The 11,357-nt window shown below is 66.2% G+C and carries 12 protein-coding genes; all 12 read left to right on the top strand.

Going from position 1 to position 11,357, the window contains the following annotated elements:
• Window positions 1–372 precede the first annotated feature (372 nt).
• On the top strand, window positions 373–768 hold the full coding sequence (gene flgB, locus ACTJI4_RS08580; RefSeq protein WP_392917341.1) for a flagellar basal body rod protein FlgB: 396 nt from the start codon (window positions 373–375) through the stop codon (window positions 766–768).
• Between the two features lie 3 nt (window positions 769–771).
• Complete coding sequence (gene flgC, locus ACTJI4_RS08575) at window positions 772–1,179, top strand: flagellar basal body rod protein FlgC (RefSeq protein WP_068851745.1); 408 nt, start codon at window positions 772–774, stop codon at window positions 1,177–1,179.
• A gap of 26 nt (window positions 1,180–1,205) precedes the next feature.
• Window positions 1,206–1,886: a flagellar hook assembly protein FlgD gene (locus tag ACTJI4_RS08570; protein ID WP_392917337.1), complete on the top strand. Its 681-nt coding sequence runs from the start codon at window positions 1,206–1,208 to the stop codon at window positions 1,884–1,886.
• A gap of 31 nt (window positions 1,887–1,917) precedes the next feature.
• Window positions 1,918–3,141, top strand: a complete 1,224-nt coding sequence (gene flgE / locus ACTJI4_RS08565; protein ID WP_392917334.1) for a flagellar hook protein FlgE — start codon at window positions 1,918–1,920, stop codon at window positions 3,139–3,141.
• Window positions 3,142–3,176: 35 nt separating this feature from the next.
• Complete coding sequence (locus ACTJI4_RS08560; protein ID WP_068851737.1) at window positions 3,177–3,929, top strand: flagellar basal body rod protein FlgF; 753 nt, start codon at window positions 3,177–3,179, stop codon at window positions 3,927–3,929.
• A gap of 105 nt (window positions 3,930–4,034) precedes the next feature.
• Entirely contained in the window at window positions 4,035–4,820 is a 786-nt protein-coding gene (flgG, locus tag ACTJI4_RS08555) for a flagellar basal-body rod protein FlgG (protein ID WP_068851734.1), read from the top strand.
• Window positions 4,821–4,842: 22 nt separating this feature from the next.
• The gene (flgH, locus tag ACTJI4_RS08550; RefSeq protein ID WP_392917331.1) at window positions 4,843–5,535 is read left to right on the top strand and encodes a flagellar basal body L-ring protein FlgH; all 693 of its coding nucleotides are present in this window, start codon (window positions 4,843–4,845) and stop codon (window positions 5,533–5,535) included.
• A gap of 85 nt (window positions 5,536–5,620) precedes the next feature.
• Window positions 5,621–6,679 (top strand): flagellar basal body P-ring protein FlgI, encoded by a 1,059-nt coding sequence (locus ACTJI4_RS08545; RefSeq protein WP_392917328.1) that lies wholly within the window; start codon window positions 5,621–5,623, stop codon window positions 6,677–6,679.
• Complete coding sequence (flgJ, locus tag ACTJI4_RS08540; RefSeq protein ID WP_440869041.1) at window positions 6,679–7,902, top strand: flagellar assembly peptidoglycan hydrolase FlgJ; 1,224 nt, start codon at window positions 6,679–6,681, stop codon at window positions 7,900–7,902. The genes ACTJI4_RS08545 and flgJ overlap by 1 nt, the downstream gene beginning before the upstream one ends.
• An 8-nt stretch (window positions 7,903–7,910) precedes the next feature.
• Window positions 7,911–9,788 (top strand): flagellar hook-associated protein FlgK, encoded by a 1,878-nt coding sequence (gene flgK, locus ACTJI4_RS08535; protein WP_440869040.1) that lies wholly within the window; start codon window positions 7,911–7,913, stop codon window positions 9,786–9,788.
• A complete protein-coding gene (gene flgL, locus ACTJI4_RS08530; protein WP_392917318.1) occupies window positions 9,785–10,990 on the top strand; it encodes a flagellar hook-associated protein FlgL in 1,206 nt (401 codons plus the stop codon). The genes flgK and flgL overlap by 4 nt, the downstream gene beginning before the upstream one ends.
• 246 nt (window positions 10,991–11,236) lie before the next feature.
• On the top strand, window positions 11,237–11,357 hold a 121-nt coding region (locus ACTJI4_RS08525), incomplete at its 3' end, for a flagellin N-terminal helical domain-containing protein (RefSeq protein WP_440869048.1).

Here is an 11,357-nt window from a genome sequence, read left to right as displayed (position 1 = left end):
AAGTACGTCCCTGTAGGCTCGTTCGCGCCATCCATGGCGCTCTACGGTCCCGCAACCCCCTCCGCCCCGACCCTCGACACATGGCTGGCGCCTGCCTATCCCGGGCAACCATGAAGAATGCAGCCGGGCGAAGCCCGGCTCTACCCCTCCGACAGTTCAAGGCTTGCCCCGCGGCGAGGCGATGTCGGTTGGCGGGGGTCGGCAGGGCCTGACGGGACTGTCAAAAACAGGGATGTTTTTGACAAGCCCCCATGGATGGGTTCACGGCGTGTCCCGGCAGGCCCTGCCGACCCCCGCCCTCCCACGCAATGAATCGCTGCTTTTTGGCATGCCGCTTGCACCACTCCCCACATCGTCCCGTGGGAGAGCGCCATGCCCAACCTGATTTCCGACTATCTGGGTGTCCATGCCCAGGCCATGCCGTTGCGCGAGCAGCGGATGAAGCTGATTGCCAGCAACCTGAGCAATGCCGATACCCCCGGGTACAAGGCCCAGGACCTGGACTTCGATGCCGCCCTGCGCAACGCCCAGGGTGCCGACAGCAACGGGCTCATGCGGACCACCAACGAGCAGCACTTCACCATCGGTGGCGGGCTCAACCCGTTCCAGGTCACCAAGGAAGGCGTGCAGCCGAGCATCGACGGCAACACCGTCGATCCCGATGCCGAGCGCGCCGCCTATGGCCGCGCCGCGCTGGAATACCGCGCCTCGCTGAGCTTCGTCGAATCCAAGGTGCGCTCCATGCTCACCGCGATCACGGGGCAATAAGCCATGAGCAACCTGCCCATTTTCGATATTGCCGGCTCCGCGCTGCAGGCCCAGTCCGTGCGCATGAGCACGCTGGCTTCCAACCTGTCCAACGCCGACACCGTCGCCGGCTCGGCCGATGCCGTCTACAAGCCGCTGGAGCCGATCTTCCAGTCGGTGACCAGCCGTACCGACCCGAACATCACCACCGTCCAGGTCAAGGAAATCAGCCAGAGCAACGCCGCGCCAATCAAGCGCTACGAGCCCGGCCACCCGCTGGCCGATGGTGATGGCTACATCTACCAGCCCGATGTCGACCCCGTCGCCCAGATGGTCAATCTGATATCGACCTCGCGCAACTACCAGGCCGGCGTGGAGATGCTCACCACCGCCAAGGAACTGGCGCTGGCCACCCTGACCATGGGTCGCTGACCCTTCTCATCGCAGGACATACCGTCATGAGCACCACCAGCGGCGTCGGCAACACCGACATCTACAGTGCCTTGGGGCTGAATGCACCCAACAGCAGCACCACCAAGAAGAAGGACACCCTGGACCAGGCCGACTTCCTGCGTCTGATGACCGAGCAGCTGCAACACCAGGACCCGCTCAAGCCGATGGACAACACCCAGATGGTGGCGCAGATGGCGCAGCTGTCCCAGGTGCAGGGCATCAATGACCTCAACAGCACGGTCAAGGGCTTTCAGGAATCGATGGCCGGCGACCAGGTGCTGCGGGGCGCGGCGCTGGTCGGCCATGACGTGCTTGTGCCGTCCACCAAGTGGCAGCTGGATGCCGAAGGCGATGCCAGCGGCATGGTCGCCGCACCCGGCGCCGGCTACGTCACCGTGGACATCACCGATGCCAACGGCGTGAAGGTGACCCAGCTCAGCGTGGAAGCCAAGGAAGCCGGGGAAGTGACCTTTGACTGGGATGGAAAGGATGCCAACGGCAACCGCATGGCTGCCGGCAGCTACACCATCGCGGCCACCCACACCGACAGCGCCGGCACCCAGACCAAGATCAACACCTACGTCGAAGCACCGGTGGAGAGCGTCACCGTCGGCTCGGACGGCCTGTACCTCAACCTCAAGGGCCTGGGCACGGCCCCGATCGACTACGTGCTGCGCGTCAGCTGAGTCCCTTCGTCACGCATCCAAGGAGAATCCCATGGGCTTCAACATTTCGCTGTCCGGCATCAATGCCGCCAATGCCGACCTGAACGTCACCGCCAACAACATCGCCAACGTCAACACCACCGGCTTCAAGGAATCGCGCGCCGAGTTCGCCGACCTGTTCTCGGCCACCAGCTATGGCCTGTCCAAGAATGCAGTGGGTTCGGGCGTGCGCCTGACCAACGTGGCCCAGCAGTTCTCGCAGGGCAACAACGAGCAGACCGGACGCAGCCTGGACATGGCGATCTCCGGCGAAGGCTTCTTCACCATGAGCATGAACGGCGCCCGCGTGTACTCGCGCGCCGGCAATTTCCAGACCGACCAGGCCGGCTATGTCACCAATCCCCAGGGCGCCCGCCTCCAGGTGTTCGCGCCCAACGCCGATGGCACCAGCTTCGACAGTGGCCGCCTGACCGACCTGCAGCTGCTCACCACCGACAGCCCGCCCAAGCAGACCGGCAAGGTCAACGTTGCTTTCACCCTGCCGGCCAACGCGAAGCAGCCGACCCTGGCCACCTTCGACCCGACCGATTCCAACAGCTACAACCAGTCCACCGGCGGCATCACCGTGTACGACTCACTGGGCGTGAGCCACACCCAGACCTCGTACTTCGTCAAGACCGCAACGGCCAACGAATGGCAGGTCTACAACTACGTCGACGGACAGGCAGTGGGTACTCCCACTACCCTGACCTTCAACGGTGCCGGCGCGCTGACCAACCCGGCCAATGGCCAGATCGTGATGGATCCGTTCACCCCGACCACCGGCGCCGGCACCCTGGCAATGACCCTGGATGTGACCGGTTCGACCCAGTACGGCGAGAAGTTCGCGCTGCGCAACACCCAGCAGGACGGCTACGCGGCCGGCAAGCTCAACGAGATCACGGTGTCCGAAGAAGGCGTGGTATACGCCCGCTATACCAACGGCGACGACAAGCCGCTGGGCCAGGTCGCACTGACCACCTTCAACAACTCGCAGGGTCTGGAAGCCAAGGGCAACAACCTGTGGGTGGAAACCTTCAGCTCCGGTACCCCGCGTACCGGCGCGCCGGACAGCTCGAACCTGGGCAAGGTCCAGGCCGGTTCGCTGGAAGCCTCCACAGTCGACCTGACCGAGCAGCTGGTGAACATGATCACCGCCCAGCGCAACTTCCAGGCCAACTCGCAGATGGTCTCCACCATGGACCAGATCACCCAGACCATCATCAACATCCGTTGATGAGCCACTGATCGCAGCAGCACGGGAACACATCCATGGACAAGGCTCTCTACGTAGCGATGACCGGTGCACGCGCATCCCTGCAGGCGCAGGGCACGCTGTCGCACAACCTGGCCAACACCGATACCCCCGGATTCAAGGAAGCCCTCGCCAATACCGAGGCCTTCCCGATCAAGGGTGCCGGCTACGCGTCGCGCGTGGACGCCCTGCACGTCGATGCTGGCTTCAACCGGCGGCAGGGTGCGCAGCACATCACCGGCAACGCGCTGGACCTGTCGCTGGACGCGGGCAATTGGCTGGCGGTGCAGGCGCCGACGGGGGGCGGTGAGGCCTATACCCGCGGTGCCTCGCTGTCGATCACGCCCAACGGCCAGCTGGTCACCGCCGGTGGCCACCCGGTGCTCGACGAGAACGGCGCCCCGATCGCGATTCCGCCGCACCAGGCAATGGACATCGGCAACGACGGCACCATTTCGATCATCCCGCAGGGCGAAGGCCCGCAGACCATGGCGGTGATCGGCCGCCTGCGGGTGGTCGCCGCCGAGGACGCGCGGCTGGAGCGCGGGCTGGACGGGTTGATGCGCAACACCGACCCGCAGCAGCCATTCGTGCAGGCCCAGGGCAAGTCGCTGGACAGCGGCCAGCTGGAAGGCAGCAACGTGGATGCCGCCGGGGCGCTGGTCCAGATGATCCAGCTGCAGCGGCAGTACGAAATGCAGGTGAAGGTGATCAAGCACGGCGATGAAAACGCCCGCAGCGCCAACTCCCTGCTGCGTCTGGGCAGCTGACCGGCGGCGCCGACGTAATTCCGGCGCGATTGTGGCACGCGCCATGCATCACCCAGGACAACGGCTGCACCACGTGGCCACCCGCATCAACACAGGAACAACGCCATGAACCAGGCATTGTGGATCGCCAAGACCGGACTGGATGCGCAGCAGACGCGCATGTCGGTGGTTTCCAACAACCTCGCCAACACCAACACCACCGGCTTCAAGCAGGACCGTGCCAGCTTCGAAGACCTGCTGTACCAGCAGGTGCGCCAGCCTGGCGGTTCGTCGTCGGCACAGACGCAGCTGCCCACCGGCCTGCAGCTGGGTACCGGCGTCCGCGTAGTGGCCACCTCGAAGAACTTCGAACAGGGCAGCCAGCAGCAGACCGGCCGCGCGCTGGACGTGATGGTCAATGGCCGTGGCTTCTTCGAAGTGCAGATGCCCGATGGTTCCTCGGCATACACCCGTGATGGCTCGTTCCAGCGCAACCAGCAGGGCGAACTGGTCACCAACAGCGGCTACCCGGTGCAACCGGGCATCCAGATTCCCGAAGGCGCGCAGTCCCTCACCATCGGCACCGACGGCACCATCAGCGTGAAGATGGCCGACGACGCCGCCTCGGTGGAAATCGGCGCGCTGACCCTCACCGACTTCGTCAATCCGGCCGGCCTGCAGGCACGCGGTGAAAACCTGTTCCTGGAGACCACCGCCTCCGGCCCGGCACAGAACGGCAACCCGGGCCTGAACGGCCTGGGCAGCGTGGTGCAGGGTGCGCTGGAAGGCAGCAACGTCAACGTGGTCGAAGAGCTGGTATCGATGATCGAAACCCAGCGCGCCTACGAAATGAACGCCAAGGCGATCTCCACCACCGACTCCATGCTCGGCTACCTCAACAACAACGTCTGATCGGTTGAACCGGGAACCTGCCATGTCGACTCTGCGCCCCACCCTTCGCCTGCTGCTCGCCAGCGCCGTGACCACCCTGCTCGGCGGCTGCGTCATTGCAGGCGACGTGCGCCCCTACCCGGCAATGGCCCCGGTCGTGCCCGTGGTCGCGCCGAGCGCACCGGCCACCGCCGGGGCGATCTACGCATCCGGCCCGGGGCTGCAGCTGTATTCGGACCGACGTGCGCGTGATGTCGGCGACCTGCTGACCATCACCCTGACCGAGAGCACCACCGCGCAGACCACCGCCAACACCAGCACCGACAAGGAGTCCAACCTGGCGCTGGGCACGCCCACCCTGTTCGGTGCGCCGGTGACCCTGGGTGGCAAGGACATCCTGGGCGCCAGCGCGACCGGCTCGCGCGACTTCACCGGCAAGGGCACCAGCGCGCAGAGCAACCGCCTGCAGGGCAGCGTGACGGTGACCGTGATGCAGCGCCTGCCCAACGGCAACCTGGTCGTGCAGGGTGCCAAGAACCTGCGACTGAACCAGGGCGATGAGCTGGTACAGGTGCAGGGCATTGTGCGCGCGGCGGACATCTTCCCGGACAACACCATTCCCTCCAGCCGCGTGGCCGATGCGCGCATCGTCTACGGCGGCCGCGGCCCGGTTGCCCAGTCCAATGCGATGGGCTGGCTGAGCCGCTTCTTCAACTCGGCGCTGGTGCCGTTCTGAGGCTGATATGAAGAGCATTTTTTCGATCATTTCCGCGAATCCACGCAGGGCGTGGATCTACGTCGTCGCCGTCTCGGTTCTGTGCATGTCTTCGGCCTCGGCCGAACGGATCAAGGACCTGGCGCAGGTTGGTGGCGTGCGCGGCAATGCGCTGGTGGGTTACGGTCTGGTGGTTGGGCTGGATGGCAGCGGTGACCGCACCAGCCAGGCACCCTTCACCGTGCAGAGCCTCAAGAACCTGCTGGGCGAGCTGGGCGTGAACGTGCCGGCCAACGTCAACCCGCAGTTGAAGAATGTGGCCGCCGTAGCGATCCACGCCGAACTGCCGCCATTCGCCAAGCCGGGCCAGCCGATCGATATCACCGTCTCCTCCATCGGCAACGCGGTGTCGCTGCGCGGTGGTTCGCTGTTGATGGCGCCGCTGCGGGGTGCCGATGGCCAGGTCTACGCCATCGCGCAGGGAAACCTGGTCGTGGGCGGCTTCGGCGCGCAGGGCAAGGATGGCTCGCGGGTGTCGGTCAATGTGCCCAGCGTCGGCCGCATTCCAAACGGCGCCACGGTCGAGCGCGCGCTGCCCGACGTGTTCAGCGCCGGCGGCGAGATTACGTTGAACCTGCACAAGAACGACTTCACCACCGTGTCGCGCATGGTCGCCGCGTTGAACAATGCGTTCGGCGATGGCGCCGCGCGCGCCGTGGACGGCGTCACCGTGGCGGTGCAGTCGCCCAACGACCCGGGCGCACGCATCGGCCTGCTGGCCCGCATTGAAAACCTGGAACTTACCCCCGGCACCGCGCCGGCCAAGGTGGTGGTCAACTCGCGTACCGGCACCGTGGTGATCGGATCGCAGGTCCGGGTCGGCGCAGCCGCCATCTCGCATGGTTCGCTGACCGTGACGATCAACGAAAACACCAACGTCAGCCAGCCCAATGCCTTCGCTGGCGGCCAGACCGTGGCCACGCCGCAGTCGACCATCACCGCTACCAACGATGGCAGCCGCATGTTCAAGTTCGACGGCGGCAGCACCCTCGATGAGATCGTGCATGCAGTCAATGCCGTGGGCGCTGCCCCGGGCGACCTGATCGCGATCCTCGAGGCACTCAAGCAGGCCGGCGCGCTGAGTGCCGAACTCGAGGTGATCTGATGCGTATCCAACCGTCACTGGAGCTCAACCCGACCCAGGCCAACAGCCCGGCCAAGGTGGACAAGGTCGCGCGCCAGCTGGAAGGCCAGTTCGCGCAGATGCTGGTCAAGAGCATGCGCGATGCCAGTTTCGGCGATTCGCTGCTGCCCGGCGAAAACCAGATGTTCCGCGACATGTACGACCAGAAGATCGCCGAAGCGATGACCAAGGGCCGTGGCCTGGGGTTGTCGGCGATGATTTCGCGCCAGCTTGGCGGTAGCGGGACCGAAGCTGCCAGGCCCACCGACACCGGCCTGAATCCCGCCGCAGCGCTGCGCGCGTACCGGCTCAACGCGCCGGCCGCCGCGCCGATGGCCCTGCCCGCTTCGGGTGCAGCGCCTTCCGCACCCAGCGAAGTGGATCTGCTGCAGCAGCTCGGCGGGCGGGCACCGTCGGCGGTGCTGCAGCCCATGGAGCGCGCGCTGGACCTGATTGCCGGGCGTGAAAGCAGCCAGATGCATGAAGCGATCGGCCGCAGCGATCCGTACGGCGCCGCGCCCGCCGCCGATACGTCCAGCGAAAACTGGGCAATGGCCGACGACCGGTGGCGCGACGTCGGCACCACCGCCGCCAGCGCCGGTCCCAGCGCCGTGGACACGCTGGCCGGCAGCACCGCTGCCGCCCAGCTGGGCGCACATACCCCCGAAGGCTTCGTGGCCAGCATCTGGGGCCACGCGCAGCAGGCCGCGCGCGAACTGGGCGTGGACGCCAAGGCGCTGGTCGCCCAGGCCGCGCTGGAAACCGGCTGGGGCCGCAAGCTGGTGCAGCGCAATGGCGGCGGCAGCTCGCACAACCTGTTCGGGATCAAGGCCAGCGGCTGGAGTGGCGAGCGCGCCACCAGCGGCACCCACGAGTACGTCGATGGCGTGCGCCGCAATGAAACCGCCAGCTTCCGCGCCTACAGCTCGGTCGGCGACAGCTTTGCCGATTACGTGAAACTGCTCAAGAACAGCCCGCGCTACCAGAACGCGCTGCAGGCCGGCGGCGATGTCCGCGGCTTCGCCCAGGGCCTGCAGAAGGCCGGCTACGCCACCGACCCCAGCTACGCGGCCAAGATCGCCGCGATCGCCGGCGGCCCGACCATCGAGCGTGCCATCGCCGCCGTGGGCGATGCCAGCCAGCGCCTGGGTCGCACTTTTGCCAGCACCGCCAGCCCCGCCGGGCTGGGTGCCATCCGTCGTTGAGGTAAGCCATGTCCGTACTTTCCACCGGCACCAGCGCCCTGCTCGCCTTCCAGCGCGCACTGGCCACCACCAGCCATAACGTCGCCAACATCAACACGCCCGGCTACAGCCGGCAGAAGGTGGATTTCGCCACCGCCAGCCCGCAGAACCTGGGCTATGGCGATATCGGCAACGGCACCCGCATCACCGACGTGCGCCGCGTCGCCGACCAGCTGGCGATCTCGCGGCTGCTCGACAGCAGCGGCGAACTGGCGCGGCTGAAGCAGCTGTCCACCCTGGCCGACCGTGTGGATTCGCTGTTCTCGGACACCGCCACCAATGTCTCAGGCGTGTGGTCGAACTTCTTCGATACGGTCAGCGGGCTGTCCTCGAATGCTTCGGGTACCGCCGACCGCCAGAACGTCCTCGACAACGCCGGCACCTTGGCCAGCCGCTTCAAGCAGCTCAACGAAAGCCTCAACACGCTCAATGGCGAGGTCAACAACGGCCTGATCGCCGGCGCTTCCGAGGTGAACCGGCTGGCCGCCGAAATCGCCCAGCTCAACGGCGCGATCGGCAGCAACGCCAACACCGCCGCACCAGACCTGCTCGATCGCCGCGACCAGCTGGTGGCCAACCTGATCGGCTACACCGGCGGCACCGCGGTGATCCAGGACGGCGGCTTCATGAACGTCTACACCGCCGGCGGCCAGGCCGTGGTGGTGGGTACCACCGCCAGCAAGGTCACCACCGTCACCGACCCGTACCAGCCCGAGCGCCTGCAGCTGGCGATGGAAACCCAGGGCCAGAAGATCACCCTGGACCCGAAGAGCCTGGGCGGCCAGATCGGCGGCCTGCTCGAATTCCGCGATTCGGTGCTCACCCCTACCCAGGCCGAACTGGGCAAGCTCGCCGTGGGACTGGCCAGCAACTTCAACGACACCCATCACCAGGGCGTCGACCTGTACGGCAACATGGGCGGCGACTTCTTCAACTACGGCAGCCCGCGCGTTACCGGCAACACCGGCAACACCGGCAACGCCAGCTTCAGTGCCAGCTTCGGCGACCTGTCCAGGCTGGACGGCCAGAACATCGTGCTGAAGTTCGACGGGGGCGCCTGGCAGGCTACCCGCGCCGACACCGGTGCGGCCGTGCCGATGACCGGCACCGGCACCGCGGCCGACCCGCTGGTGCTGAATGGCGTGGAAATGGTGATGTCCGGCACTCCGGCACAGAACGATCGATTCCTGCTGCAGCCCACCGCCGGCGTGGCCGGCACCCTGTCGGTGGCGATCACCGATACCTCGCGCATTGCCGCTGCCGCACCGGTCAAGGCGGCCGCCAGCCTGGGCAATACCGGCACCGGCAAGGTCAGTGGTGTGGCTGTGAGCGATTACACCAACACGAACCTGCGCAATCCGGCTGCGATCGTGTTCACCAGCGCCACCGAATACACCCTTGATGGCGCCGGCCCGTTCACCTACACGGCAGGCCAGACGATCAGCGCCAACGGCTGGAGTTTCGTCCTGGACGGTGCACCCAAGGTGGGCGACAGCTTCACTATCAGCCCCACCCCGGCCGGGTCCAGCGACAACACCAATGCGCTGCTGCTGGCCAAGGTGGAAGATGCCAAGACCTTCAATGCCGGCACGGTCACGCTCAACGGCGCGCTTGGCGGCCTGACCACTCTGGTCGGCTCGGCCGCGCGCGCGGCCGATTACTCGCTGCAGGCCCAGCAGGTCATCACCGACCAGGCGCAGGCCTCGCGCGACTCGGTGTCCGGCGTCAACCTGGATGAAGAAGCCGCCGACATGCTCCGGCTGCAGCAGGCCTACCAGGCCGCCTCGCAGCTGATTTCCACTGCCGACACCATGTTCCAGACCATCCTGGGAGCCGTTTCGCGATGAACAACCGAATCTCCACCGGGATGATGTTCAACCAGTCCATCTCGATGATGATGGCCAAGCAGAGCAAGATGAACCACCTCGAACAGCAGCTGGCCACCGGCAAGAAGCTGGTCAGCGCCAAGGACGACCCGGTCGCCGCCGGCACCGCGGTCGGCCTGGACCGCGCCGTGGCCGAACTGGACCGCTTCGCCCGCAATGGCGACGTGGTGGAGAACCGCCTGGGCCTGCAGGAAAACGCGCTGGCCCAGGCAGGCGAGATGATGGCCCACATCACCGAGCTGACCATCCAGGCCAACAATCCCGCGCTGTCGGCGGCCGACCTGAAGTCGATCGCCTCGGAACTGAAGAGCGTGCGTGACGGTCTGCTGTCGCTGGCCAACTCCACCGACGGCACTGGCCGCTACCTGTTCGGCGGGACCGACGACGCCGACGCGCCATTCAAACTCAGCAACGGCGTGGTCACCTACAACGGCGACCAGACCCAGCGCCAGGTGGAAGTTGCGCCGGACACCTTCGTCAAGGACGCCCTGCCCGGAAGCGAGATCTTCCTGCGCATCCGCACCGGCGATGGCACTCTGGACGGCAGCGCGGCCGCCACCAACACCGGCACCGGCGTGCTGACCACCTTCGGCCGCGATCCGGCCTCCGGCAACTGGGATGGCGCCAGCTATACCCTGCGCTTCACCGGCCCGGACGCCTATGAAGTGGTCGATGCGACCAATACCGTGGTCAAGACCGGAGCCTTCAAGGCCGGCGAAGACATCACGTTCGAGGGTGTTTCAATGCGGATCGAAGGCGAACCCAAGGCGGGCGACAGCTTCGGGATCGGAGCGGCCGATGCCCGCGACATCTTCTCCACCCTCGACGGGATGATCAACGCGCTGGACAACGCTGCCGACGATCCCACCGCCGTGGCCCGCCAGCAGAACATCCTGCAGGCCGGCATCCGCGATGTGGCCCGTGCCTCGGAGAAATTCATCGACGCCCGCGCCGCCGGTGGTGCGCAGCTGAAGGTCATCGACGATGCCGGCGCGCTGCGCGACGCCAACGGGGTGACCCTGAAGACCACCCTGTCGGCCATGCGCGACCTGGATTACGCCGAAGCCATCGGCCAGTACCAGCTGGAACAGATTTCCCTGCAGGCCGCGCAGACGATTTTCACCCAGATGCAGCAGATGTCGCTGTTCAACGCGATCCGCTGACATAGCGCGCACGCCGGGCGCCAAACGCCCCGCGCTGCAGGCTTTCGCGCGTGTTCCGGCGCTGCCGGACGCGCCCGACGACCGACCATCACCCCGCCCGGGTGATGTTTTCCGCGTATTTTTGCTCAAGCCTCCGGGCAAACCGCCGTTATCTCTCCTGCAACAGCTGCATCCGGCACGGGTGCGGACTCTGCGTCAACTCCGGGTGCACGCCGCGGCCGGAACTTGCCCACAGGAATGAGATAAATGGCACAAGTAATCAATACCAACGTGATGTCGCTGAATGCTCAGCGCAATCTGTCGACCAGCGGTTCCAGCCTGGCCACCACCATCCAGCGCCTGTCCTCGGGCCTGCGCATCAACAGCG

Source organism: Stenotrophomonas sp. 22385 (assembly GCF_052045085.1).
Lineage (GTDB): Bacteria > Pseudomonadota > Gammaproteobacteria > Xanthomonadales > Xanthomonadaceae > Stenotrophomonas.
The sequence above is the reverse complement of the archived record's forward strand: the minus strand, read 5'-3'. Positions and strand labels throughout refer to the sequence as shown.

What these genes read in the sequence shown, in the direction of transcription:
- flgB (WP_392917341.1), top strand. Translation starts at nt 373, where the DNA reads ATGCCCAACCTGATTTCCGACTATCTGGGTGTCCATGCCCAGGCCATG.
- flgC (WP_068851745.1), top strand. Translation starts at nt 772, where the DNA reads ATGAGCAACCTGCCCATTTTCGATATTGCCGGCTCCGCGCTGCAGGCC.
- ACTJI4_RS08570 (WP_392917337.1), top strand. Translation starts at nt 1,206, where the DNA reads ATGAGCACCACCAGCGGCGTCGGCAACACCGACATCTACAGTGCCTTG.
- flgE (WP_392917334.1), top strand. Translation starts at nt 1,918, where the DNA reads ATGGGCTTCAACATTTCGCTGTCCGGCATCAATGCCGCCAATGCCGAC.
- ACTJI4_RS08560 (WP_068851737.1), top strand. Translation starts at nt 3,177, where the DNA reads ATGGACAAGGCTCTCTACGTAGCGATGACCGGTGCACGCGCATCCCTG.
- flgG (WP_068851734.1), top strand. Translation starts at nt 4,035, where the DNA reads ATGAACCAGGCATTGTGGATCGCCAAGACCGGACTGGATGCGCAGCAG.
- flgH (WP_392917331.1), top strand. Translation starts at nt 4,843, where the DNA reads ATGTCGACTCTGCGCCCCACCCTTCGCCTGCTGCTCGCCAGCGCCGTG.
- ACTJI4_RS08545 (WP_392917328.1), top strand. Translation starts at nt 5,621, where the DNA reads ATGTCTTCGGCCTCGGCCGAACGGATCAAGGACCTGGCGCAGGTTGGT.
- flgJ (WP_440869041.1), top strand. Translation starts at nt 6,679, where the DNA reads ATGCGTATCCAACCGTCACTGGAGCTCAACCCGACCCAGGCCAACAGC.
- flgK (WP_440869040.1), top strand. Translation starts at nt 7,911, where the DNA reads ATGTCCGTACTTTCCACCGGCACCAGCGCCCTGCTCGCCTTCCAGCGC.
- flgL (WP_392917318.1), top strand. Translation starts at nt 9,785, where the DNA reads ATGAACAACCGAATCTCCACCGGGATGATGTTCAACCAGTCCATCTCG.